Raw genomic sequence first — 25,059 nt, 5'->3', positions numbered from 1 at the left:
TGACTTCGAAGGGAGGCGCGCCCTAATTAGAGCGCAACCACCTCGCACTCCGCCAAACTACGGGACTTGGCAATTCGATAGGTATTGCGTAAGGGGCGACCAAACCAGTCGCTTTGCACTTCGAAAATATCGCCTGCGCGTGTCTCGAAGTTATCAGCGAAACTGAGTGTACTGGTACCGAAGAAATGAATATGAATATCGCCTGGACGTAGAAAGGCCCGATATTTGAAGTGGTGATACTCCAAATTGGCAATGGTGTGCGACATATTGTCTTCGCCACTGACAAATGCTTTTTGCCAGGCGACCTCACCATCGCGAATAATTTTGGAGATACCTTCAATGGAACTGGGTAATTCACCCAAAGCCAATTCCGGCCCGATGGAACATGGGCGCAATTTACTGTGGGCCAAATACAAGTAATTAATTTTTTCCGTTTTGTGATCGGAAAATTCATTACCCATAGCAAATCCCAAACGATAGGGCTTGCCATCATCGCCAATGAGATAAATTCCCACTACTTCCACTTCGTCACCGAAATCCAGAGCAAATTCCGGCGATTCAATATCAGCTCCCGGCGCTGCGATTATGCTGCCATCGCCTTTATAAAACCATTCGGGCTGAACACCAACTTGACCAGCAGCGGGCTTTCCACCTTCCAAGCCCATACGAAACATGCGCATGGAATCGGTCATTTGGGCTTCATCCGCATTTAATTTTGCGTGCATAGCCGCGCGCGTATCCGCGCTACCCAAATGCGTCAACCCAGTGCCAGCCACCAAAATATGGGCGGGGTCGACATGTGAGATCGGCGACAATAAGCGTTGATCACGATCCAACTGATCGTAATCCAAATATTGTCCCGAGCGATTTTCCTCGACAAGATCAGACAATGTGCGCCGGCTGTTGATGGCGGCTTTTGCCAACTCATAAATACCGCCGCGCCAATTGAGAATTTCGACTTTTTCACTACTGTGAACCAAGCCTACGCCAATGTCTCCGTCGTCAGTGCGATACTGGATGAGATTTTTTTTCATTATTTAATTAATCAACGAGAATATTTTTTATCGAAATCCTGACGTGAATCCTGCAATAAAGTGCGCACAGCTTTATCGGCTTTTGCAGGGTTTTTTGCCGCTATTGCCTTATAGACGGCTTCATGTCGTTGCAGCGACAATTCATGAATTTGTTCGTGCCAGGAAGTCAGACTGATGGAAATTGCGATGGCATTATGGAGCGTATGCCCGATGTAACGAATCACGTCGTTATGGGTTGCATCCAAAATAGCCTGGTGAAACCGAACATCCGGCTCTATGGATTCGGCGATGGTTTTCGCATTTACCATTCCGCGATATGCGCTGGCAATTTTTTCGACATCTTCATCTGTCGCTTTTTCCGCTGCCAGAGCAGCTGCACTCGGCTCAATGGCCATGCGCGCTTCAAACAACATGTCGAGAAATTCATTAGCGGGTAATGATTGTGTGACCCAATGCAAAACATCTGGATCTAACAAATTCCAGCGATCCTTGCTTTGCACGATCGTGCCAACTTTTGGTTTTGAGTTTAAAAGTCCTTTTGCAATCAATATTTTGGTGGCTTCCCGAACAATCGGACGACTTACTCCGAATTCGGCACACAATTCCGGTTCAATCGGTAATTGTTGTCCTTCCTTATAATGACCTCGAACAATTCTCTGTCCCAAAAGATCAACCGTCTGGGCGTTTAAATTTTTTGGTTGAAATTGTTTGGTTTGCATATTTGTGACAGCTTGATCTCGTAATCTGACAGACTATATCATATGATGATTGAAAAGCAACGAGCCCAATGGGCTATTATGTATGCTTTAAATCGCCCCTAACAAAGATTGATTCTCCATGAGCAAACCGAAGAGAAGTTTACGGTCATCCCAATGGTTTGGGACCAATGACAAAAACGGTTTTATGTATCGCAGCTGGATGAAAAATCAAGGAATTCCAGAGCATCAATTCAAAGGAAAACCTGTCATCGGCATCTGCAATACCTGGTCAGAACTGACCCCCTGTAATGCTCATTTGCGCCAAATCGCCGATCGCGTAAAACAAGGTATTTACGAGGCTGGCGGATTTCCCGTTGAGTTCCCGGTTTTTTCCAATGGCGAATCCAATCTTCGCCCTACTGCCATGCTGACGCGCAATTTGGCTTCCATGGATGTGGAAGAAGCCATTCGCGGGAATCCCATCGACGGCGTGGTACTTCTAGTCGGATGTGACAAAACCACCCCGGCACTGCTGATGGGTGCAGCCAGTTGTGACGTTCCGGCCATAGTAGTCTCCGGCGGGCCTATGCTCAATGGTAAACATCAAGGAAAAGATGTGGGGTCTGGCACGCTTGTCTGGCAAATGCACGAAAAATTGAAAACGGGCGAGATTTCTCTGGAAGAATTTCTCACTGCGGAGGTGGGCATGTCCCGCTCTGCGGGAAGCTGTAACACCATGGGAACAGCGTCCACTATGGCCTGTATGGCCGAGTCACTCGGCACCTCCCTGCCCCACAACGCTGCTATTCCCGCTGTCGACTCCCGCCGTTATGCCTTGGCCCACCTTTCCGGCATGCGCATTGTGGAAATGGTCGAAGAGGATTTAAGGCTGAGTAAGATCCTCACACGCGAAGCCTTTATCAACGCCATACGCACCAACGCAGCCATCGGCGGTTCCACCAACGCCGTTATCCATCTGAAAGCCATTGCCCAGCGCATCGGCGTTGAGCTGTCACTCGACGACTGGCAGACCTACGGTAAAAACGTCCCAACACTGGTCAACCTGTTGCCCTCCGGCAAACACTTGATGGAAGACTTCTACTACTCGGGCGGCCTGCCTGTGGTACTGCGCCGCCTGGGCGAGAACAATTTGCTGGAAAAAGATGCCTTGACCGCCAACGGCCGCAGCATCTGGGAAAACGTTCAATCCGCTGCTTGCTACAACGATGACGTTATTCGAACCTTCGAAAACCCATTGGTTAAAAACGGCGGCATCTGCATTGTGCGCGGCAATTTGGCTCCGCGTGGCGCCGTATTGAAAGCCTCCGCCGCCAGCCCTCACTTGATGAAACACCGCGGCCGCGCCGTAGTGTTCAACAATTTCGACGACTACAAAGCCCGAATTGATGATGAGGCGCTGGATATCGACGAAACCTGCATCATGGTGATGAAAAATTGCGGGCCGAAGGGTTATCCCGGCATGGCGGAAGTTGGCAATATGACGCTGCCCGCAAAAATCTTGAAAAAAGGCGTGACCGACATGGTGCGTATTTCCGACGCACGCATGAGCGGAACCGCGTTCGGCACAGTCGTTCTTCACGTCGCACCGGAAGCGATGGAATTCGGCCCTCTCGCCGCAGTACAAGACGGCGACATGATTATGCTGGATGCGGAAAATGGTGTGCTGCATCTGGAAGTGAGCGATGAAGAAATTGCAGCGCGCATTGAGGTGCTGAAAAAAAATCAACCGTTCATCAAAACCGGCGGCTATCTCGAGCTCTACCGCAAGCATGTATTGCAAGCGGATGAAGGCTGCGATTTTGATTTTCTGGTGGGTTGTCGCGGCGCGGATGTTCCTGCGCATTCTCACTGAGACAACACCCTTAGTTAGAAACCTGTACGTCTTGATTTACGAGAACTCCATTTATGGCGCTCAGCAATTCATACCCGAGTCTTAAAGACAAAGTGGTTTTTATTACCGGTGGAGCTTCCGGTATAGGCGCTGCTTTAGTGGAGGCGTTTTGCCGTCAGGGCGCGCGCGTGGCATTTGTCGATATTTTGGAGAGCGATGCCGAGCAGCTGTGCAAACGCCTCAGCGAAATTCAAGGTGTAACCGCTCCGCGATTTTTTTTCTGCGATATCACCCAAACGGCAGAATTACAAAACACGATAAATATCGTCTGCGACGAAATTGGTCCTATCAGCGTATTGTTGAATAACGCTGCCAGCGATACTCGCCACGATTTTCGTACGATTGATGAAAATTATTGGAACAGTCGCATCAACGTCAATTTGCGTCACGCATTTTTTGCCATTCAGGCGGTCTATCCGCAAATGAAATCCCTCGGCAGTGGATCGATTATTAATTTCGGCTCCATGAGCTGGTACGAATGCCAGGGAAATATGACGGGTTACACCACGTCAAAAGCCGCCATGGAAGGATTAACGCGCGGACTTGCGCGCGATCTCGGCAAAGACAATATTCGTATCAACACCCTTATTCCCGGCTGGGTTATGACCGAACGGCAATTGCGGGATTGGGTGAACGAAGAAACCTTAAAAGATATTCAGCGCAGCCAGTGCTTGAAAGATCGCCTTATGCCAGATGACATTTGCGCGATGGCACTTTTTCTCGCCTCTGACGACAGCAAAATGTGCACAGCACAAAATTTTATCGTCGACGGCGGCTGGATCTGATTAATTGGAGTGAACATGACGATTTCGGGGAAACAATTAATTGGCGGTGAGTGGACCGCTGGCGACGGCGGAGCATTCCACGCAGTCAATCCGACCAACGGAAAGCGTTTGATGCCGGCAATTTCCATTGCCTCCAATCGGCAAGTCGAAGCAGCGGTGCGCATGGCCGAGGCGGCCAGCAAAAAATTCAAGCACACACCGTTGAATGTGCGCGCGGATTTTCTGCGCAGCTGCGCCGATCAAATAATGGAGCTCGGCGACGAATTATTGGAGCGCGTCTCAGAAGAAACTGGTTATCCACGTGCCCGCGCTGAAGGCGAGCGCGCCCGCACCTGCAACCAATTGCGCATGTTTGCCAGCTATATCGAATCCGGCGACTATCTCGACGCGCGCATCGATACCGCACTTCCCGACCGTCAACCTCTGCCGCGGCCGGATATCCGCCATATCAATCAGCCGATCGGCCCGGTAGTCGTATTTGGCGCAAGCAACTTCCCCCTCGCCTTTTCCGTTGCTGGTGGCGATACAGCGGCAGCTCTCGCCGCCGGTTGCCCTGTTATAGTCAAAGGTCACCCGGCTCATCCGGGCACCAGCGAACTGGTCGCCCAGGCCATTGCCAAGGCGGTCAATCAAGCAGACCTGCCGCGCGGTGTTTTCTCGTTTCTGATCGACCAAGGCCACGCAGTCGGAGCCCAACTGGTCAAGGCGCCGGCGGTGAAAGCCGTGGGCTTTACCGGTTCCTTTGCCGGCGGTAGCGCTCTGGTTGCACTTGCCAATCAGCGTCCCGACCCTATCCCTGTGTTTGCAGAGATGGGCAGCGTCAACCCTATGTTCCTGCTGCCCCAGGCTCTGAAGAACAACGCCGCAAGTCTGGCGGCCGGGTTCGTCAGTTCATTCACCATGGGTTCCGGCCAGTTCTGTGTGAAGCCAGGCTTGGTGTTTGCGGTTGAAGGCCCGCACCTGGAGGAATTCATCGCCGCAGCGAGCAAACTTGTCGCAGACGCCGCTCCCGCTGTGATGCTGAACGATCGTATCTGTGATTCGTTTGGGAAGGCGTTGGACGAGCGCATTAGCGCGGGTGATCTGCAAATTCTCGCTCAGGGTAAAGCGCCGGACGGGCAGAAAGGGTTCTATTCACAGGTGACTTTGTTTGGCAGCACCGCAGCGACCATTCTGGAAAAACCCGAACTTTTGGAAGAAACCTTCGGTCCCGCGTCCATCATCATTCGCTGCCGCGACGAGAGCGAAATGCTGAATGCGGCGCGCAAGCTGCCGGGGCAACTTACCGCTACCCTGCACGGCACAGAACAGGAATTGGCCGACTTTGCTGCTCTGGCCGACCAGTTGGTCGAAATGGCGGGCCGCTTGGTCGTCAACGGCTTCCCGACAGGGGTGGAAGTGTGTCATTCAATGGTACACGGCGGCCCCTTCCCGGCAACCTCGGATGCCCGTTTTACCTCAGTGGGGACTAATGCGATTATGCGTTTTGTCCGTCCCGTTTGTTATCAGAACTACCCAGAAGCGCTTTTGCCACCCGCTCTGCGCAACCACAACCCGCTGGGTATCACCAGACTGGTCAATGGAGTCAGAACGGCTGAGCCTATCGCTTGATAGGCTGACCTTGCAGCGGCTCGTTCGGTCCGGCGAGCCTTAACAGTCAACGATAAAAATAATGAAACAGGGTTACTTATGCGAATCATCTATCTGCTGGCATGCCTGCTCGCCTTCGTAGGCTGCGGTGAATCCGGAAAACAAGCTGATCATGATCATGGCAATCAGGGGAAAAAAGCCCTGGTGATCGGCTTCTCCCAAGTCGGCTCCGAAAGCAGCTGGCGCACTTCCTTTTCGGAATCGGTAAAAGCTGAAGCCGCCCGTCGTGGCATCGACCTGAAGTTTTCCGATGCCCAGCAAAAGCAGGAAAACCAAATCAAAGCGATCCGCAGTTTTATCGCCCAGGGCGTAGACGCCATAGTGGTTGCCCCAGTGGTGGAAACCGGTTGGAAGCCTGTCTTGGTGGAAGCCAAACGCGCGGGCATCCCAGTGGTGATTGTCGACCGCAATATGGCCCTGGATGACGACTCCCTCTTTCTCACCCGTATCGCCTCCGACTTCGTCGAAGAAGGCCGCAAAGCCGCGCGCTGGTTGATGGAAGCCACGGGCGGCACCTGCAATATCGTCGAGTTGCAAGGCACCGTAGGTGCAACCGCCGCTATCGACCGTATGGCCGGCTTCAAAGAAGTGATCTCCGCTTACCCAGATGCCAAAATCATTCGCTCTCAGACCGGTGAATTCACCCGCAGCAAAGGCAAAGAGGTGATGGAAGCGTTCTTGAAGGCGGAACAAGGCGGCAAAAATATCTGCGCTGTGTGGGCCCACAATGACGAAATGGCATTGGGTGCTGTGCTCGCCATTAAAGAAGCAGGGCTGAATCCTGGCAAAGATATTTTGATCGTCTCCGTCGATGCAGTGCCGGATATTTTCAAAGCCATGGCTGATGGCGACACCAATGCCACAGTGGAATTGAGTCCGCATATGGGCGGCCCGGCATTTGATGCGATCGAAGCTTATTTGAGCGGAAAACGGGATATTCCAAAACTGATTACCGTTGACGGTGGCGTCTACACCCAGGAAACCGCCGCCGAAGAATACGCCAAGCGCAAGAAGTAATTCCCATGACTGCGCGACCAGCGGCGTTACAGCTCAATAAAATTTGTAAGAGTTTTAATCGGGTCAGCGTATTGCGCAGCGTTGACCTGGAACTGAGAGCAGGCGAAATCCACGCGCTTCTCGGCGAAAACGGCGCTGGCAAATCCACTTTAATTAAAGTGATGACGGGCGCTTATTCGGCGGATGGTGGCGAAATTATTCTCGGCGATAAAACCATATCGCCGCAGACACCGAGCGATGCCCAGAAGCTGGGCATCAGCACTGTGTATCAGGAAGTCAATCTACTGCCGAATCTCAGCGTTGCGCACAATCTTTATCTCGGACGCGAGCCGCGCCGCTTCGGTTGTATTCAGTGGAAAAAAATTCGCGCCCGCGCCACTGAACTGCTAAAACGTTTCGACCTCGACATTAACGTCAACGAACCACTCTCCTCTTATTCCATTGCCGTGCAACAACTGGTTGCCATTGCGCGCGCGGTGGATTGTTCTGCAAAAGTTTTGATTCTCGACGAACCTACCGCGAGCCTCGACGCGCGCGAAGTAGCGCTGTTATTTCGTGTAATGCGCGATCTGCGTGACAGCGGTGTGGCCATTTTATTCGTCACCCATTTTCTCGATCAGGTTTACGAAGTTACCGATCGCATTACGATTTTGCGCAACGGCGAACGCGTCGGCACTTTTGCGACCAACGCACTGCCGCGCAATGAGCTGGTTGCGCATATGCTCGGCAAAGAATTACACGCGCTCGAACACCTGTCGCATCACTGCCCGCCCGCCGGTCGCGAAGAAGATGTGTTGTTGGAGGCGGATTCTGTCACCATCGCCAACGGCGTTGAACAATTGAATTTCAAAGCACGCCAGGGTGACGCCATTGGACTTGCCGGATTGCTCGGTTCCGGCCGCAGCGAAATCTGCTCCATGTTGTTCGGCTTGAGTCACGTCACTTCCGGCAAAGTGTCCTTGGCTGGCAAAGAATTCCGTCCCAACTCGCCCGCCGCTGCCATCAAAAAAGGCTTTGCCCTGTGTCCGGAAGATCGCAAAACTGAAGGCATAGTCGATCCTTTGAGTGTGCGGGAAAACCTGCTGCTCGCCCTGCAGGCGCAAAAAGGCTGGTGGCGTCCGATACGTGCGCAACAGCAAAAAGCACTGGTGGACGAAGCCATACGCGCATTAAAAATCGTTTGTAGCGATGCGGAAAAACCCATCGGGCAACTCAGCGGCGGCAACCAGCAAAAAGTGATTCTGGCGCGCTGGCTGATGACCAAGCCGCAAATTTTTATTCTCGATGAACCGACTCGCGGTATCGATATAGGTGCGCACGCGGAAATTCTCGAATTGATCCGCAAATTGTGCGCTGAGGGCATGACGCTGATAGTCGCGTCCTCCGAAATCGAGGAGCTGGTCGCCTTCAGTAACAAAGTTATTATCATGCGCGATAAAAAAATGGTCGGCATGATCGAAGGCGATGCCATTACGGAAAATTCCGTACTGTCGGCCATCGCCACACCGGTTTGATTCTATGCGAACGATTCAATTATTCGATTCACGATTCCTGCTGCCGGTTGTGGCACTGGCGCTGATTCTGCTCACCAACCTGATTTTGAGTCCGGAATTTTTCCATCTGGAATTCAAGGACGGGCGGCTTTACGGCAGTTTGGTGGACGTGCTCAACCGCAGCGCGCCCTGTGCGCTTTTGGCGATTGGCATGTCGTTGGTGATTGCCACCGGGGGCATTGATTTGAGTGTGGGTGCGGTTATCGCTATCACAGGAGCCGTGTGCGCCAATCTGCTCAACAGTTCGATCGATTCCATTTCGCTAATCGTGCTCGCAGGTTTGTTTGTCGGCGTGGTTGCTGGCGCAGTCAATGGCGGTTTGGTGAGTTTTTTCGGTATCCAACCTATAGTTGCCACATTGGTTTTGATGGTGGCCGGGCGTGGTATCGCGCAGCTGATCAACGACGGCCAAATCGTCACTTTCCAAAATCCCGCGTTTGCCTCTATAGGCGTCGGCTCTATTTTTGGCCTGCCCTCCCCTGTGGTGATTACCCTGGGCATTTTTTTATTGGCGCAGGCGTTTGTGCGTCTCACCGCAATGGGATTGTTTATCGAGGCGAGCGGCTGCAATCCCAAAGCCAGTTCCTATATCGGTATTCCAGTGCGCACCATCAAATGGTCGGTGTATGTGATGTCCGGCCTGTGCGCAGCGGTTGCGGGCATGATTATTACAGCGGATATTCACGGCGCCGATGCCAATAACGCGGGACTCTGGCTGGAATTGGACGCGATTCTCGCCGTGGTACTTGGCGGCGCATCTCTAGCGGGCGGGCGTTTTTCTCTGCCACTAACCTTGATTGGTGTTTTGATTATTCAGGCCATGACCACCACCATCATCATGAGCGGCATAGATCCGAAATTTAACCTGCTGATCAAGTCGCTGATCATTGTTACGGTGTTGCTGTTGCAATCGCCGATTCTGCGCGGACAAATCCGCGGTTTTTTCGCCCGCAAACATAAAGCCGAAAATTCAGCAGTGGTGGAAAGTCAGTCATGAGCGCTCGCTTTATTCCTGTTGTCGTCACCGCTGTTTTATTCCTCGCGCTGCTCATTGCCGGCTCGCTGCAATTTTCCGGCTTTGCCAGCCCGCGCGTGCTGTTGAATTTATTAACTGATAACTCCTTTCTCGCCATTATGGCGCTCGGCATGACCTTCGTGATTTTGTCCGGCGGCATAGATTTGAGTGTCGGCTCCGTGCTCGCTTTGAGCAGCGTGCTGTGCGCGATTCTGGTGGAAAAACACGGCTGGCACCCATTGCAGGCAATTCCGGTTGTGCTAATTGCTGGAGCGGCTTTTGGCGCAATTATGGGAGCGCTGATTCACGTCTATAAACTGCAGCCGTTTATTGTGACCTTGGCGGGCATGTTTTTCGCGCGCGGTCTTGCGACAGTGCTCAGCGAGCAATCCATTCCCATCACTCATTCGTTTTTCGATTCCGTCAATAATTTCGGCTTTAGTGTGTTGGGCGGCTGGATTGGCAGCGCAACGCTTTTATTGATTGTCGTATTTGCCTTCGGCCTGTGGCTCGCGCATTTCACGCGTCTGGGTGGCTATATCTACGCGCTCGGCGGTAATTCCACGTCCGCCGCGCTGCTCGGTGTGCCTATGGGCCTCACCACCATCAGCATTTACACCTTGAGTTCAACGCTCGCCGCCCTGTCCGGAATTGTTTACACCTTCTACACCGCATCCGGTTACGCCCTCTCCGGCGTTGGCATGGAGCTGGATGCCATTGCCGCAGTGGTGATCGGCGGCACATTGCTCACCGGCGGTTATGGTTATGTGCTGGGCACTCTGCTCGGCGTCATGATCATGGGACTGATTCAAACCTGGATTTCCTTCCACGGCTCGCTCAACAGTTGGTGGACGAAAATTTTTATCGGCAGCCTCGTGCTGGCTTTCATTATTTTCCAGCGTGGCATTTCCGCAGGATTCGGAACGAAAAAAGCGAAAATATGACCTTCGAATTAGTCGATATCATCGAAACCGCCAACACCTTGGGTGAATGCGTTCTGTGGGACGAGCGCCAGCAGGCCGTCTGGTGGACGGATATTCACGAGTCCAGACTGTATCGACTTGTTTTGGCCAACCGCGCACTGACGCAATTTAATTTGCCGGAGCGTTTGTGTTCCTTCGGTTTTACCGACGATCCCAATACGCTGATTTGTGCATTTGCCTCCGGTTTTGCGCTATTCAATCCGGAAAATGGCGAACGCGAGTGGCTCGCACGACCGGAAGCCGATTTTCCCGGCCACCGTTTTAACGATGGACGCGTCGACCGCCAAGGCCGTTTCTGGGCTGGCAGCATGGTGGAAAAAGCGGATATCGCCAACGGTGAAAAAGGCAGTATTTATTGCTTGAGCGGCAACCAATATCGCAAAACCTTTGGCGGCATCGGCATTTCCAACAGCATTTGTTGGAGCCCTGAGTCCGATAAATTTTATTTTGCCGACTCCACCCGCTACACCATTAATGTGTGCGAGTTCGATCCTGTCAGCGGTATTCCCGGCGCGCCGCGCGTTTACGTAACCACTACACCACCTTTTGAGCCAGATGGTTCAGTCGTGGATGCGGAAGGCTATTTGTGGAACGCCTTGTGGGCTGGTGGCAAAGTGATTCGTTACGATCAAAAAGGCCAGCCGAGTGCGGAATTGAATTTACCCGTCACTCAACCGACCTGCGTTACTTTTGGCGGGGCAGACATGAATCTGCTGTTCGTCACCACCGCGCGAGTGGGATTGGATGCGGAGCAATTAAAACGAGAGCCGCAGGCCGGTCATCTTTTTATTTACCGAACTCCTTTCACCGGCCTGGCGGAAACGCGCTTCAAGATTTGAAGCGCGAGACTTTCACAGATTTGCCGTTGTATTGCACTGACGTATCCTGGGTCGAAAAGTCCGCAGCATCTTGGCGCGGACCACTGATCCAGCGCACGCGAATTTCGCGATTCTTGACCATACCGGCAAATTCGCCTTTGCGCTCGCCAATCGTCAAAGTGCCTGCCGCCTCGTCATAGCTGAACGGAATGCGCGAATAAGCGCCTTTTTCGTAGGCGTAGGATTTGCCGTCATCCTCATACAATTCGTAATAGCCATTCGCGCCTGTATATACGGTCACGGTCAACGGATCAGCAGGTTTTTCATCCACATATTGAATATCCGGACCCGTTGGTACTATTGCACCAACTTTTACAAAAATCGGCATACGTGCATAGGGAGCATCTGCTTTTATTGTCTGACCACCCGAGAAACGTTTTCCGCTATAGAAGTCGTACCAGTCATTACCTCGCGGTAAATATACAGAGCGACTGCGCGCTTTGAATTCGTATACCGGGTTGATCAAAAATGCCGGGCCAAACATATATTGATCGCTGATATTCCATACGGCCGGATCCTGCGCATAATCCATTACCAAGCCGCGCATCAAGGTGCCGTCTTTATGATAAAAATCGCCCGCCGCGGAATAAATGTATGGCATCAAGCGATAGCGCAAACGAATATGCCAGGCGATGCTTTCATAAGTCTCAGAACCGGGAGCGGCGATGTTATAAATTTCGCGATAGGGGTTTTGTCCATGCGCGCGGAACAATGGCGCAAAGGCACCGAACTGGAACCAGCGGGTATTCAGCTCCTGCCACTCAGCTACTTGGTCTGAATCGAGATCCGTATAAGGTCCGACAAAACCTTTTTTGCTGGAACGGAAACGATCTTCCGGCGTAAATCCGCCGATATCAAACGTCCAGTTCGGCATACCGGAAAGCCCGACATTAATACCTGCAGCAATTTGATCTTTCATATCGTCCCAGCGCGACACTATATCACCACTCCAAATAGCGGATGCAGTGCGCTGAATGCCGCCGAAACCGGAACGGGTCAGAATAAATACGCGTTTTTCCGGCGCGGATTTTCGATCGCCCAGATATACGGTTTCCGCATGGGGCAGCGCATAGGCATTAAAATATTCCGCTCCTGTTCCCAACGCATTCGGCGTCATAAAATCCTTGCGCGCAGTAAAACTGATATTGGAATGCATATCCGGCTCAACCGCATCCAACCACCAGGCATCAAACCCAAAACGATTGATTTTGTTGTCCATCTGGCGCCAGAAAATTTCCCGCGCCTCCGCTGAAAACGCATCGTAAAACGCGTTCAAATAACCGGGGCCGATCCAGTCGTAATTTTTCGCATCAATATTTTTGTTGAACATATAACCTTTGACGTTGAGTTCTTTGTAATGCTCAGTGGTGGGATAAAACTTCGGCCATACGGAAATCATGATCTGTGCATTCAGTTCATGCACTTTATCCACTAAGCCTTGCGGGTCGGGGAAAAATTGCGGATCAAAATCGTGGCTGCCCCAGGCATCTTCCGGCCAGTAGGACCAGTCCAACACGATGTTGTCGATTGGAATGCGTTGCTTGCGATATTCCGTCACTGTGTCGATGATTTCCTGCTGGGTTTTATAGCGCTCGCGACTCTGCCAGAAGCCGTAGGCCCATTTAGGCAATAAAACAGCTTTGCCAGTCAATCGGCGATAACCGGAAATTACGTCGTCTTTGTTTTTGCCGACCACCAGAAAATAATCAATGGCTTTGCCTGTGTCGCTCGCCAGCGACAATAATTGTTCTTCTGCAGGAGTCTGCGGAGCATTTTGTAACAGACGGAAATAACCACCGCCTGGTTTCCACTCGACCACCAGGGATTTTTTCTCGCCGGCTTTAAATTCCACATCAGTATTGTGATACCAGGGATTCCAGTTCATGCGCCAGCGGTGCAGCAATTGCTGATTATCCAGCGACAAGGTTGCATAACCGCTGGAGTACATTTTCAGGGTATGTTTGCCAAAATTTTTCGCTTCCAGTGTTCCGCTGATGACTATGCGAAGATCTTTGGCTTTTTCGGCTTCCGGCGGCAAGGGATTTTCACGCACGGAGGCATGACTTAAAAATTGATAATCGACATCCGCTTCTGTGCGGGTGAGCAACAGCTTATTGCCGTCGTAATAACGCACGGTGAGCCCGCCTTTTTTGCCATTGGCATCGTAGAGTTCAAAGGCATCTGCCAAAGGTGCGGCAGGTCGCGGATCGCCGAAACGGGTGACGGAGGCGTTATTCCACAGCAAACCATAATTTTTACTGGATACTAAATAGGGAATGGCTATTTCCAGGTTATAAGTGGTCAGCTCGACATCGTGGCCGGCGTAATTGACCAGGCCATTCTGATGTTGTCCCAAGCCGTAAAAAGCCTCGCCCTGCTCGGGAATAAATTGTTGTTGAATGGAATAGGAATCCGCAGCCACCGGGCCCGGTTCGTCAATCACAGGGCCAAAGCGGCCGCGATTGGCTTCCGCTAAAATGGGGTTGTCCGCGCGGTCAAAATAGCTGATTTTGCCGCTCGCCAAATCCACCCGCACTTCCAAAGCGCGGGTGCGCAATTGCACTTGCGTCTCGGTATTCACCATATCGAAGGAAACCGCAGCCGGCTTGGCATTGACCATCAAATAATCCGGCAAATCGGCAAAATCGCTTTGCGGCGTCGCGGTGACGCGCACTATATCGTCCGCATAGAATTGAATGCGCAACTTGCGCACTTCACTTCCTGCGAGCGTTACTGTCACGCCATAGCGATCCTTTACCACCTGCTCCTTACTGGCCGTGCCCTTGTCAATAATATTGCCAACACACCCAGACAATAAGAAAGCTGTCAAAACAGCAATAAATAAAAAGGTTGATCGTCGAAGCATAAAGCCCCCGGTTATGATTTATTTTTCTGGATCATCTCAAAACGCCATGCCCGGCTGATTTTTAAGACGGTTTTTCAATAACTACACGTCCATTTTTTTATTGAACATCGGTCGATTTCTGCCACCGAATGCCATCAAGTATAGAACCCCAGGAGCCATCTCTTAGGGGTTCCAGCCAACATAAGAGAACGGCGCGCAATTGTGACACAAATCACGAAAAACCCACCATCGTAGTACTACTCTGTCAAATATGTGCCAATATCGAGATAAATTATATTAATCATATGAATTGATTATTTGATCACATTTCGCCTTACGCTCAATTGATTCCCAATAGGCGCTATGGTGAGATTGAGGCCACCTCGAAAAACTAGCGCGCTTGGCTAACTTTTGAGAACACAGGTTTCACAAGGTCGCACTCGCTGACGAAAACTGCATTTGCATAAGCCGAGTAAAACAGAGAAGGCAGAATAAATTGGCTTAAAAAATTCTCTTTTTTGTTAATGCAAATTTATTTGCAGAAAACGGGATAAATCACCTTCCATGGGGGGATTTTCCCTAAATGAATAAACCGACGGAAAACGACTGACGGATCGGATTTGCGCGGCCTTCCGGCATCAGCGCTCTCGACTCGTCGCGCCATCAATTATTAGATTACAAGGCCCATGTACGAGACGCCCAGATTTTATAGAAGTGCCGCAATTCTCTTTGCGTCTCTTGTTATTACGACGATTCTGGCTGGCTATATCAGTTTCGAACAAACCTTTTTGGTCGACCGTCTATTACCCGCTTCAAAAAGCGTACTTCCTTGGGAAATCCAGGCCAGTTCCGATTCTGAGCAGGATGGTGAATCGACTATTCAGGTCCATGATGCAGTGCAAACTCTCGACTATAGCTTTACCTTGTCCGATAAGGCTGCCTACAGCTATGCCACCCTGGCTCTGTATTTCAATCCGCAGGATACCGCTACCGAATTCGCCAATCTGGCCAAATATCCCCTGCTGCGATTCAGCGTCAAATGTAATCCGGCCAATACATTGAGTTTTACCGCCGTTACTCGCGACAGTGCATTTGCAGACGAGAATCATCCCAAAGCCTTCCGCATTCCAACCGCGTTTTTCTCCTGCAACGAACAGTGGGAAACCGTCGAAATTGATCTGCGTCATCTGGAAATTCCCGAATGGTGGCTTAATTATCACGGCGTGAGCTTGTCCGACCGCGGCTATCAACTCAGTCAAGTCGCCAATTTAAGTTTTGGTGTTTCGATCCAAAGTCCGCGACATACACCCTCATCCGTGAAAATTGCCGATGTCGAATTGATTGGACGCGACTGGCGTTCTTTGTACTTTTTTGCAGCATTTTCCGGAATTATCTGGCTGACATTCGGCTTCTGGTTCTTCAAGGTGCATATGAAAATCTTGATCGCCACCTTGGAAGAACAAATCCAAAAAGACCGGCCCTTGATTGCCTATCAGCAGTTGTCCGTCGAGCCACATAGAGATAAAGAAAAAAGCGCGGTGTTGCGCTATATGGCCACGGAATATGCCAATCCCGATATCAGCTTGGAAACGGCCATTTCCGCACTCGGAATTAACCGCACCAAGATGAACAGTATTTTGAAGGACGAAATCGGCCTCACGTTCAGCGCTTATCTCAACAAATTACGCCTGACGGAAGCCGCCCGCCTACTTTCCGAAAAACCGGAAGCCAATGTTGCGGAGATTGCCTTTTCCGTTGGCTACAACAATGTTTCCTATTTCAATAAGTTGTTTAAAAACGAGTATGGATGCTCACCCAAAATGTTCAAATCCATATATTCCCAAAAAGGTGAAACCGCAGGGGCCGATAATGAAAATGTTACACAATCCTAAAAAAGCTGCTCTCAGCGCCGCAATATGTGCGCTCTTATGGCAAGGAATTTCAGCGCACGCTGACAACCCTTTGGTATCGCACGTTTTTACCGCGGATCCTGCTGTTCGATATTACGATGGCCGATTTTACGTCATGGCATCCCACGACAAAGACGGCGCTACCAGCTACGACCTCAGCGATTATTATTTATTTTCCAGTGATGATTTAATCAACTGGCAGGATCACGGCATCATATTTGACGCCCGTGCCAACACCACCTGGGCAACCCAAGCCTATGCACCGGACTGGATCAAACGCAACGGCAAGTACTATCTGGTATTTCCCAACGGTGCATCCAATATTGGTATTCTGGAAGCGGAAAAACCCGAAGGCCCCTATCGCGATTTAATTGGCCGAGCGCTGATTACCCGGCAGACCCCCAATGCCAACGTAGAGTGGTTATTTGACCCCGGCGTATTTGTCGATGACGACAACACCATGTACGTTTATTTCGGTGGTGGTGGTCCAGGCAACGCGCGCGTCATTAAACTCTCTGATGATTTGCGCAGCACCGTAGGCTCCGCCATCACCATTGATGCGCCGAAGTTTTTTGAAGCGCCTTATATGTTTAAGCGCAACAATACCTATTATTTCAGTTATTCCACAGACAATAGCGGCGGCTTCACCATTGATTACATGACCAGTAATAATCCGACTACGGGTTTTCAACATCGTGGAACGGTTATTCCCAATCCCATTAATAACGTCGGCAACAATAATCACGCATCTTTTGTTGAAGTGAACGGCCAGTGGTACGCGTTTTATCACAATCGCGCGGCGTCCGGCGGCAGTGTATATGAGCGCTCCATCTGCGCCGATCTTGCCTATTTCAATACCGATGGCACTATGCAAAGAGTGCAGACCACCACTCAGGGTGTGCCCAAGCTGAAAAATTTCGACCCTTACCGCAAGGTGGAAGCTGAGACGATCGATCGTCAATCCGGCATTGAAACCGAACGCAACCAAGACGGCACCATGCACGTGCAATTTTTCAACAACAGTTGGTTGCGCGTTTCCAACGTGGATTTTCAATCCGGCGCGACCAGTATTGATATCAATGTGGCAGCCTCTTCTGCGGCCACATTGGAAATTCGCCTGGATTCAGAAAACGGACCACTTGCCGCAACTATTCAAGTACCAGCCACTGGCGGTCTTACCAGTTTCCGCACCATCAATGCGAGTGTGAGCGGCGCGCACGGTGTAAAAGATATTTATTTAAAAGCGCGCGGACGCGTGAACGTCAACTGGTATCAATTTATTTCCGTACCACCGGATTGCGGCAATGAAAACGGCGTTGCTATTTGTTGCGATATATCCGCCGACGTGGACCGCAATGGCTGGGGCGTGCAAGCCGGTCAGGAATGTAAAGTCACGGAAGAAACCAAAGGCTATGCGCCACTCAACCCTCCGTCCGTTATAGCGGCGATTAATGTGGGTGGCTCCAGCGGAGATTATTACAAAGGCGTTTATTACCAACCGGATATTTTCTTCTCCGGTGGGCAAATCAACGGCACGGAAGACACGATCCAGGGCGCTGAAGGCAGTGCGATTTTTTCCACCGAGCGCTATGGTGATTACACTTACGAAATTCCCGTGACATCGGGCAATTATCAAGTGGATCTGCATTTTGTGGAGATGTACCAACAAGCCGCCGACAACCGGATTTTCAGTGTCAAAGTTGAAAATCGGGAGGTTCTGTCCAACGTGGATTTATTCTCGGAAGTCGGCCATGACGTTGCGTACACACTGTTTGGCATTTCCACCACAGTTACCGATGGCAGCCTGACCATTGATGTCAGCACCTCCGTGGATAACGGCACACTCAGTGGCATTCTCGTCAAAACCGCTGGCAGTTCATCTTCGAGTAGTTCCTCTTCGAGCAGCTCGTCTTCCAGCAGCTCAAGCTCATCATCGTCCGGCAACTCATCATCCGGTTCGTCATCCGGCGGTTCCTCCGGTGGCAGCCTGCAAAGCAGCACCATTGGCTTCCTGACGTTGTTGGGATTGTTGGGTTGGGCGCAACGACGAAAATATCGATAAATAAAATTTTTTCGATAGTAAAAAACGCTCGATGAAGTTCGTCGGGCGTTTTTGTTTTCTGAAGTGAAGTACGAGTGCCCTCAGTCCAAAGGGTTACCTATGTGGCCGGTTTGTGCCCCTCACCCCTGCTTTCTCCAAGTTATGAGATCCGCAAGCTGAGAATGGCTCATTCCAAGGGGAGAAGATTTAGGTGAGGGCGATAGGTGGCTTGATCCATTTAAATGGCAGCAATAATTACGCGGGTATGCTGAACGACCACTCTGCTCTCGTGCCTGGAAGCGTCAATTTATTTAGGGCGAGTCACGAGCATAAAAAAAGGATGCCCAAAGGCACCCTTTTTATTTCTTCAAATCAACCTATCCGAGCTTCCAATTATTTCGTCCCGATTGTTTGACCTGATACAAAGCTTCGTCCGCGCGCTTGAAGGTAGTGTCGAATGATTCACCTTTGCGCGCATCTGTAACGCCGACGCTCATAGTCACTTTCCAGGGTTCTGCAGGGCCTTGCAGTGTTATAGATTGCAAAGCGCGCATTAGGCGGCCGATCATCACTTCCAATTTATCGCCGGAGATTTTGGAAATAATAATAAATTCCTCACCGCCCCAGCGGCCGAAAAAGTCATCAGCGCGCAATTCTTGCGATATCGCAAAAGAAACCTTGCGCAGCACCTCATCACCTGTAGCATGCCCCAGAGTATCGTTGATTTTTTTGAAGTGATCCAAATCGAGAATCATCACATATACACTAGCTCCGTCAGCAACCGGAAACATTTCACCAATCACGGTTTCCAAGCCAAGTCGGTTAAGACACTTCGTCAACGGATCTATGATCATGGTGCTGCGCAGAGCGCGGTTTTCTTCTGTCAGACGGCGCGCCCAAAAACTTGTCAGAAGCTGGACCAAAAACACCAGAATCGCAACACCTGCCAAAGCGTAGATCGTTATTAGCAGATGCATCTGAGAAAAATAGGATTTGCTGGCCGTAATACTATTCAATTTAAATCGGTGTATTCCGGCCGGTGACAGCGCTGGCAAGTCGATACCGAGTTCAAATACCTTATCGAATCTCGGCGTCCGCAATTCCTGCGGAGGCTTGACTCGATCGATCCACCATCTCGCAACCGCCATCCGGGAAAACTCAACTTCATTTGGCTTCCGCATGGGGTCATATTCATAATGGATATACGGCAATGCGCCATAAGCATCAAGTGTCAGAGGCTTCTCATCGATAATATTGCGCAGAAAAAAATTCATGGCATTGCTTTCGCCAACATAATCCACCGAAAGATGCACTCTTTCGTATGTGGATAAATCCAGGGAGGTTGCGTCAGGCATTGCAAACTCATCGGGGATATCGTAATTGGGAGATGCGCTGTCCTTATATTTTATGATGACGCCGCAGTAAGGATATTGCACCCCATAGCCAATCTCGCAGGTAAACAGCCCCTGCTCTCTGTCTATCCACGCAGCTTTGCTGGTACCTTCCGGCAGCTCGGAGTCCGCAAACAAATGCACCGCGGTACCCGGGTAAGGATATAGCTGGATATATTTTTTCGGATTTATAACGATCATCGTGACACAAAAGAGCACGATAGAAAAAATCAGGAAGTATATTCCCTGGAAAACAAGCTTATAAACTTTCTCCCTCCCCATATAATGTGGCTTACCTCATGTCGCCCTTATCTAGATCATTTACATAGGTGGATTGTGGCTGCGTCGAGCCATTCAATGACTTCAAGTATTAGACCACTTAGCGAGACGATTCTTCGGTGGTCTATATCCAGTGTAGACCTTTATTTAATTGTGGGTACACCGCAGCAAGAAAATCTTGGTACAGCCCTCTGTCGGAGCTGTACTCGGCATAAAACTTTTGGAGATCAAGGCGTCAGATGAGCTTCCTTATGCGATATGCAAATAAGATTTTATAAAAAGAAAACCCACTCTTATATAGGTAATATTACCTCCAAATATAGTCCTCACCCGCTTTGGTCATCACCTCCACTATAAACGACCGTTCAAGTGAAACCTGCGGCAGGTTCTTGTTGGTGTTTTTACGTGGTATTTTGATTTTAGGGACCGCGTAAAACGGATTGGGATTTTCCCCTTTCGCTTTCGTTACGCGAACATTCTGCGCCTTTGGCAAGGGAGCATAACTTCTAAGACGTAGATTACCTCCCAAGCGGGAGTGGACTTTTAAATAAACCACGTCACCACGCTCCCAGCGCATATCGACTACAAATCCGCCGCGCATCACCAAACCTTTTACTTCGCCCGCCGGCCAGGCATTCGGCAGTGCCGGCAACAGGTGTATCGCACCATCGTGGCTCTGCGCCAGCATTTCGGCTATGCCCGCGGTAAAACCGAAATTACCATCGATTTGAAAAGGCGGATGCGCATCGAACATATTGGGGTAAGTGCCCCCGGATTCGGAAAAGCCGCTCACTTTCACTAATTTGATTTGATCGCGAATCAGTTTGAGCGCGCGATCACCATCGAGCAGGCGCGCCCACAAATTGATTTTCCAATTCATCGACCAACCAGTGGAAGGATCGCCGCGCTGCTCCATGCTCACCTTGGCAGCATTAAAAAGATCCGGAGTACGAACAGGCGAAATTTGGTTGCTGGGATAAAGCCCGTATAAATGGGAAACGTGGCGATGCTGATCAAAAGGATTATCCCAATCATCCAGCCACTCCTGCAATTGGTGGTAGCGGCCGATTTGCATAGGCGGCAATTGCTCGATGATGTTTTGCCAATGACGAATTTCCGCCTTGTCCTGCTGCAGAATTTTTGCCGCTGCCATGGTATTGGTAAAAAGATCAAATAACAGCTGATTGTCCATAGTGGCACCGGCGGCGATTTTGACTCCAGTGGCCAAGGGCTCATTTTCCGGCGACATGGAAGGCGACACCATCAACCAGCCAGTTTTTTCATCACGCCACAAAAAATCCTCAAAGAATCGGCAGGCCGATTTCATAATCGGATAGACACTGCGCAAATATTCTTTATCACCTGAATGCAAATATTTTTGCCATAAGTGCTGCACCAGCCACGCATTGCTGGTCGGCCAAGGCCCCCATGGGCCATCGACTGCTCCCGTGGTGCGCCAAATATCCGTATTGTGGTGAGCGACCCAGCCTGCTGCGCCGTACATGGTCCGCGCAGCCTCCTGACCGGTTTCAGACAAATCGCGAATCAAGGAAATAAATGGCTCGTGCAATTCCGCGAGATTGGTCACCTCGCTCGGCCAATAATTCATTTGCGCGTTGATATTCAGCGTATATTTACTGTCCCAGGCCGGTTTGCTGTCAGCGTTCCAAATGCCCTGCAGATTTGCAGCTTGGGTTCCCGGTTGTGAAGATGAAATCAGCAAGTAGCGACCGAACTGAAAATACAAAGCGACCAATGCGGGATCGTGACGCTGGGAAAATTTTTCGATTCGCTGATCGGTTGGCTCTTGTGCAAATGCATTTGTCCCCAAATCCAATGCCACTCGATCGAAATACTGGCGATAAAATTCTTCATGAGCCGAGCGCCGTGCAGCATAGTCCGCGGCGGATTCGCCAAAGCTGTTGATTGCAGTCTGCATGGTTTGCTCTGCACGCACCAATGCATTAGCTGACAGATCCCGATAATTCACAAAATTGGTGGCGAGAGAAACCAGAATAACCGCCTGAGTTGCATTGCGGACGGAAAGCTGGTTGTTGCGCATTTCCATTTCGCCATCTTGATGTAGCAGCCGCACCAGATTGGCTAGTTGAACCTGGCCCTTTACGCCTTCGTGATCGGAGGAAGTCCCTTGCAATAACAAACCATTACTTTTCACCTGAACTGACATATTTTCCGGATGGGATAATGCCAGGGAAAAATTCAGCGTGCCTTGTTTATCCGCATGCAGGCGAATCACAACCACTTGATCGACAAAGGAGGTAAACACCTCGCGATAAAAATTATTGCCTCTTACGCGGTACTGAGTGCGCGCAACCGCATTGGTTAAATCCAGCTCGCGATAATAATCGCTATAAGAAGCGTGCCCCGGAAAATCAATCTGCAAACTTCCCGCAGTTTGATAGGGCATTCCCTGCGCGCCTTGACTGCTAATGGTTTTTTCTGCCAGCGCAGAGGCTTCTGCGTGTTTACCTTCAGCAATTAAACGACGAATTTCTGGCAAGGCTTTCTGCGCTGCCGTATTCAAATTATTGTGCGGACCACCTGCCCAGAAGGTATCCTCATTCAACTGAATAGTTTCCCGCTCTACCCCGCCGTATACCATAGCGCCTATGCGGCCATTGCCGAGGGGCAAGGCTTCCTCCCAAATCTGCGCGGGCTTGTTGTACCACAATTTCAGCTCGTCACAATAAGCCGTTATAGATAGGAAAGACAGGCAGACACTAATAGTTAGATTGCGGAGCAAGGTTTTTACCCTCTTCAGATTTATTATTGAGGAAGCCCTCCCCTTTCCAAGAGGAGGGTTGGGGTGGGGTTAACCCCCTGGAATAATTAAACCAATTTCTCAAACCGATACAATTCTACGCTGATCGCTTCAATGCGCAGCGTTTTTGCTGTCGCATCAAATTCAGATTCCAGAGTGAGAATTTCCGGCGCTTTGCCCACCGCATTTTTAGCGTCCGGGCCTGTGCCGGTGAATTTCCAGCACTTACCTTGTGCCGCATATGGAAATCCTGTGATCTCCAGATTTAATGGCAACGCTTGTTCCGTGGCGTTAACCACAGCGATCACCAATGCATTGCCATCCTCAGTGAGAGCAGCGGAAACATCCAGCGGATAGGTCGGACTGCCAGCGTTGACTTTGGGTTGGTCGCCGCCGATGGGATATTGCGGCTCCGGCGTCGGTGAATTGCCATTGACCGCTACCGGAATCGCGCCAAAGTGCTGTTGATACAACTGGAAAATTCGCCCCTTGGCGCTGATGGTGGATGCAGTACGGTCATAGTCGAGCCAACCGGTCGCCATGGTAAATCCGGCCATGGCAATAAAATCCGTATGGCGGAAAAACTCATGAAAGGTCAAGGCGATTGCCAAGGCGTTTTTCAGACTGTCGTCAAACGCATAGGCCCATTCATCAAAAAATACTTTGACGTGACCTTCATTTAATTTTGGAAAATGCTTTTTATATTCCTCCCAGGCATCCACCATGGTTCGGACTCGGTTGGCTGGCTGACGCGCCCACTCATTAAGAGACTGTTGCACATCAAACAGCTTGCCGGTTTTTAAATCGAAACGTTTATTTTGCGGCGGATAGGCGTGTGTGCCTAAAGCATCGAAATATCCCCAGCTATTTTTAAACATGCCGTACGCCCAGTCGCGCTCCGATCCGACTTTCACTTCAGGCTGGCCTTCAATAAAAATACCTTGGCCGGTGGTCATCTCATCCACAAAACCGCCGGGCGCGACTATATAAATAGAAGGATCAACCGCGCGCATGGCTTCGACAAACAAATTGTGTTTGACGGTGTACTGCTCGCGTGCCATATGGCCCATCTGCCAGTGTCCGTACATTTCATTACCTACCGCCCAATATTTAACGCGATAGGGAGTTTTGCGACCATTGGCAACGCGCACTTTCCCCCAGGTTGTATCAGATGCGCCGTTGACGTATTCCAATAATTCAGCGCCGGAGCGCGGTTCACCAAAACCTGTATTGACACACCAGAAAGGCTCGCTGCCGATCAATTCACAGAACTGCAACAATTCATCAACACCTACGTCATTTGGTTGCAGCGCGCTCCACACAGGATCAAAAATCGGCGGTCGGCGGTCGGGATCACCAATGGTGTGTTTCCAATCATAAGCGGAAACAAAATTGCCGCCGGGCATACGCAAAATGGGGCATTTCATTTCCTTCATCAAAGCAAGCGTATCGGCGCGGAACCCTTTCACATTATCCGCCGGCATCAAGGAAACTGCGCCTATACCTGCGCGACCTTTACCCGTCGCCACAATTTCAAATCTGGCAGAGTGAGTATCCACACCAGGATTCAACGAAAAGCTTTGTGTTTTCCACTTTTGCGTCGTGCGAATTTTTTGCGAGACGGATTGATCCCCCCAACGCAAGGTCACTGTGACTTTAACGCCCGGGTCCGCCCATATAACGATTCGCCCCTTATAAGGAACAGTCGATTTAATTGCTAAACCATTTTGTGCAATGCCAACAACTTCATTATTTCCAGTCACAGAAATAATTGGGCTATGTTTCCCCACATATGGATTTTGCGTGTCCAAATGAATGGAAGATATTGGACCTATAGCAACCCACTTTTGCAAAAAACGCATAGCGGCGCGCGGATCTGTAGGTTTTGGTTCCGGTTTTTCCAGCACTCCATAATAAAATTTGCGGTCATCCAATACCTCACTCCACAGACTGTGGTTGATCAAATTGCCAATATGCTCAATAAATCCGCCATAAAGCATATTTGACAATTTGGGACGGGTATTTTGCGTATCGATTTGCGCTGCAAGCGTTTTTCCTGCAGATAAGCCATTATCCGCAGATAAAGCCAGAATATTCCAGCCGCCCGCCAATACGGCAGAGCCCATCAATAAAGAACGTCGGGATATTTTTGAGGATGAATTTTTCATTCTGCTTATCTCATCAAATAGTTATTAGTAAGAGTGCAGCAGGCGGATTTTCCTATCGAAACACCTCCAATTTTTATCCGTGCTTGTCGCGTTACAAACCTGCGTAGTTGTCAATGAG

Annotated in this window: 16 protein-coding genes; 10 read left to right on the top strand and 6 right to left on the bottom strand. The window is 50.4% G+C overall.

The genetic code is table 11. From position 1 onward, the window contains the following. Positions 1-26: 26 nt before the first annotated feature. Both araD1 and DWB84_RS01185 read right to left on the bottom strand, forming a co-directional pair. A complete protein-coding gene (gene araD1, locus DWB84_RS01190; protein ID WP_187407932.1) occupies positions 27-1,034 on the bottom strand; it encodes an AraD1 family protein in 1,008 nt (335 codons plus the stop codon). An 11-nt stretch (positions 1,035-1,045) separates the two neighbouring features. Further along, positions 1,046-1,753 (bottom strand): FadR/GntR family transcriptional regulator, encoded by a 708-nt coding sequence (locus DWB84_RS01185; protein ID WP_187407931.1) that lies wholly within the window; start codon positions 1,751-1,753, stop codon positions 1,046-1,048. Between the two features lie 118 nt (positions 1,754-1,871). Between DWB84_RS01185 and DWB84_RS01180 the strand changes: the two genes are divergently transcribed. From DWB84_RS01180 to DWB84_RS01145, 8 genes are all read left to right on the top strand, one after another. Next, positions 1,872-3,605: an IlvD/Edd family dehydratase gene (locus DWB84_RS01180; protein ID WP_187407930.1), complete on the top strand. Its 1,734-nt coding sequence runs from the start codon at positions 1,872-1,874 to the stop codon at positions 3,603-3,605. 53 nt (positions 3,606-3,658) lie between these two features. Then, the gene (locus DWB84_RS01175; protein WP_187407929.1) at positions 3,659-4,429 is read left to right on the top strand and encodes an SDR family NAD(P)-dependent oxidoreductase; all 771 of its coding nucleotides are present in this window, start codon (positions 3,659-3,661) and stop codon (positions 4,427-4,429) included. 15 nt (positions 4,430-4,444) lie between these two features. Beyond that, a complete protein-coding gene (locus tag DWB84_RS01170) occupies positions 4,445-6,040 on the top strand; it encodes an aldehyde dehydrogenase (NADP(+)) (RefSeq protein WP_187407928.1) in 1,596 nt (531 codons plus the stop codon). Positions 6,041-6,118: 78 nt separating this feature from the next. After that, positions 6,119-7,096: an ABC transporter substrate-binding protein gene (locus DWB84_RS01165; RefSeq protein ID WP_187407927.1), complete on the top strand. Its 978-nt coding sequence runs from the start codon at positions 6,119-6,121 to the stop codon at positions 7,094-7,096. A gap of 5 nt (positions 7,097-7,101) precedes the next feature. Continuing rightward, the gene (locus DWB84_RS01160) at positions 7,102-8,610 is read left to right on the top strand and encodes a sugar ABC transporter ATP-binding protein (RefSeq protein ID WP_187407926.1); all 1,509 of its coding nucleotides are present in this window, start codon (positions 7,102-7,104) and stop codon (positions 8,608-8,610) included. A gap of 4 nt (positions 8,611-8,614) precedes the next feature. Then, complete coding sequence (locus DWB84_RS01155) at positions 8,615-9,646, top strand: ABC transporter permease (RefSeq protein WP_222867976.1); 1,032 nt, start codon at positions 8,615-8,617, stop codon at positions 9,644-9,646. Further along, complete coding sequence (gene yjfF / locus DWB84_RS01150; protein ID WP_187407924.1) at positions 9,643-10,608, top strand: galactofuranose ABC transporter, permease protein YjfF; 966 nt, start codon at positions 9,643-9,645, stop codon at positions 10,606-10,608. Before DWB84_RS01155 ends, yjfF begins: the two co-directional genes overlap by 4 nt. After that, positions 10,605-11,486, top strand: coding sequence for an SMP-30/gluconolactonase/LRE family protein (locus DWB84_RS01145; RefSeq protein WP_187407923.1), 882 nt, complete (start codon positions 10,605-10,607; stop codon positions 11,484-11,486). Before yjfF ends, DWB84_RS01145 begins: the two co-directional genes overlap by 4 nt. Here DWB84_RS01145 and DWB84_RS01140 read toward each other — a convergent pair. Continuing rightward, entirely contained in the window at positions 11,476-14,391 is a 2,916-nt protein-coding gene (locus DWB84_RS01140) for a TIM-barrel domain-containing protein (RefSeq protein WP_187407922.1), read from the bottom strand. The two genes, DWB84_RS01145 and DWB84_RS01140, sit on opposite strands and share 11 nt — an antisense overlap. Before the next feature lie 665 nt (positions 14,392-15,056). On the opposite strand from DWB84_RS01140, the gene DWB84_RS01135 reads away from it, so the two are divergent. Both DWB84_RS01135 and DWB84_RS01130 read left to right on the top strand, forming a co-directional pair. After that, the gene (locus DWB84_RS01135) at positions 15,057-16,262 is read left to right on the top strand and encodes an AraC family transcriptional regulator (protein ID WP_187407921.1); all 1,206 of its coding nucleotides are present in this window, start codon (positions 15,057-15,059) and stop codon (positions 16,260-16,262) included. Next, positions 16,240-18,342, top strand: a complete 2,103-nt coding sequence (locus DWB84_RS01130) for a family 43 glycosylhydrolase (RefSeq protein WP_187407920.1) — start codon at positions 16,240-16,242, stop codon at positions 18,340-18,342. The genes DWB84_RS01135 and DWB84_RS01130 overlap by 23 nt, the downstream gene beginning before the upstream one ends. Before the next feature lie 356 nt (positions 18,343-18,698). On the opposite strand, the gene DWB84_RS01125 is transcribed toward DWB84_RS01130, so the two are convergent. The 3 genes from DWB84_RS01125 to DWB84_RS01115 form a co-directional block, all read right to left on the bottom strand. Continuing rightward, the gene (locus DWB84_RS01125) at positions 18,699-19,913 is read right to left on the bottom strand and encodes a GGDEF domain-containing protein (RefSeq protein WP_187407919.1); all 1,215 of its coding nucleotides are present in this window, start codon (positions 19,911-19,913) and stop codon (positions 18,699-18,701) included. 385 nt (positions 19,914-20,298) lie between these two features. Then, positions 20,299-22,755, bottom strand: coding sequence for a glycoside hydrolase N-terminal domain-containing protein (locus DWB84_RS01120; protein ID WP_255428773.1), 2,457 nt, complete (start codon positions 22,753-22,755; stop codon positions 20,299-20,301). An 86-nt stretch (positions 22,756-22,841) separates the two neighbouring features. Beyond that, positions 22,842-24,941 (bottom strand): alpha-L-arabinofuranosidase, encoded by a 2,100-nt coding sequence (locus DWB84_RS01115; RefSeq protein WP_187407918.1) that lies wholly within the window; start codon positions 24,939-24,941, stop codon positions 22,842-22,844. Positions 24,942-25,059: the final 118 nt, after the last annotated feature.

This window comes from Saccharophagus sp. K07 (assembly GCF_014336955.1).
Taxonomy (GTDB): domain Bacteria; phylum Pseudomonadota; class Gammaproteobacteria; order Pseudomonadales; family Cellvibrionaceae; genus UBA5868.
The sequence above is the reverse complement of the archived record's forward strand: the minus strand, read 5'-3'. Positions and strand labels throughout refer to the sequence as shown.

Excerpts from the sequence above, each read along its gene's own strand:
- araD1 (WP_187407932.1), bottom strand. The coding sequence starts at position 1,034 with ATGAAAAAAAATCTCATCCAGTATCGCACTGACGACGGAGACATTGGC.
- DWB84_RS01185 (WP_187407931.1), bottom strand. The coding sequence starts at position 1,753 with ATGCAAACCAAACAATTTCAACCAAAAAATTTAAACGCCCAGACGGTT.
- DWB84_RS01180 (WP_187407930.1), top strand. The coding sequence starts at position 1,872 with ATGAGCAAACCGAAGAGAAGTTTACGGTCATCCCAATGGTTTGGGACC.
- DWB84_RS01175 (WP_187407929.1), top strand. The coding sequence starts at position 3,659 with ATGGCGCTCAGCAATTCATACCCGAGTCTTAAAGACAAAGTGGTTTTT.
- DWB84_RS01170 (WP_187407928.1), top strand. The coding sequence starts at position 4,445 with ATGACGATTTCGGGGAAACAATTAATTGGCGGTGAGTGGACCGCTGGC.
- DWB84_RS01165 (WP_187407927.1), top strand. The coding sequence starts at position 6,119 with ATGCGAATCATCTATCTGCTGGCATGCCTGCTCGCCTTCGTAGGCTGC.
- DWB84_RS01160 (WP_187407926.1), top strand. The coding sequence starts at position 7,102 with ATGACTGCGCGACCAGCGGCGTTACAGCTCAATAAAATTTGTAAGAGT.
- DWB84_RS01155 (WP_222867976.1), top strand. The coding sequence starts at position 8,615 with ATGCGAACGATTCAATTATTCGATTCACGATTCCTGCTGCCGGTTGTG.
- yjfF (WP_187407924.1), top strand. The coding sequence starts at position 9,643 with ATGAGCGCTCGCTTTATTCCTGTTGTCGTCACCGCTGTTTTATTCCTC.
- DWB84_RS01145 (WP_187407923.1), top strand. The coding sequence starts at position 10,605 with ATGACCTTCGAATTAGTCGATATCATCGAAACCGCCAACACCTTGGGT.
- DWB84_RS01140 (WP_187407922.1), bottom strand. The coding sequence starts at position 14,391 with ATGCTTCGACGATCAACCTTTTTATTTATTGCTGTTTTGACAGCTTTC.
- DWB84_RS01135 (WP_187407921.1), top strand. The coding sequence starts at position 15,057 with ATGTACGAGACGCCCAGATTTTATAGAAGTGCCGCAATTCTCTTTGCG.
- DWB84_RS01130 (WP_187407920.1), top strand. The coding sequence starts at position 16,240 with ATGAAAATGTTACACAATCCTAAAAAAGCTGCTCTCAGCGCCGCAATA.
- DWB84_RS01125 (WP_187407919.1), bottom strand. The coding sequence starts at position 19,913 with ATGATCGTTATAAATCCGAAAAAATATATCCAGCTATATCCTTACCCG.
- DWB84_RS01115 (WP_187407918.1), bottom strand. The coding sequence starts at position 24,941 with ATGAAAAATTCATCCTCAAAAATATCCCGACGTTCTTTATTGATGGGC.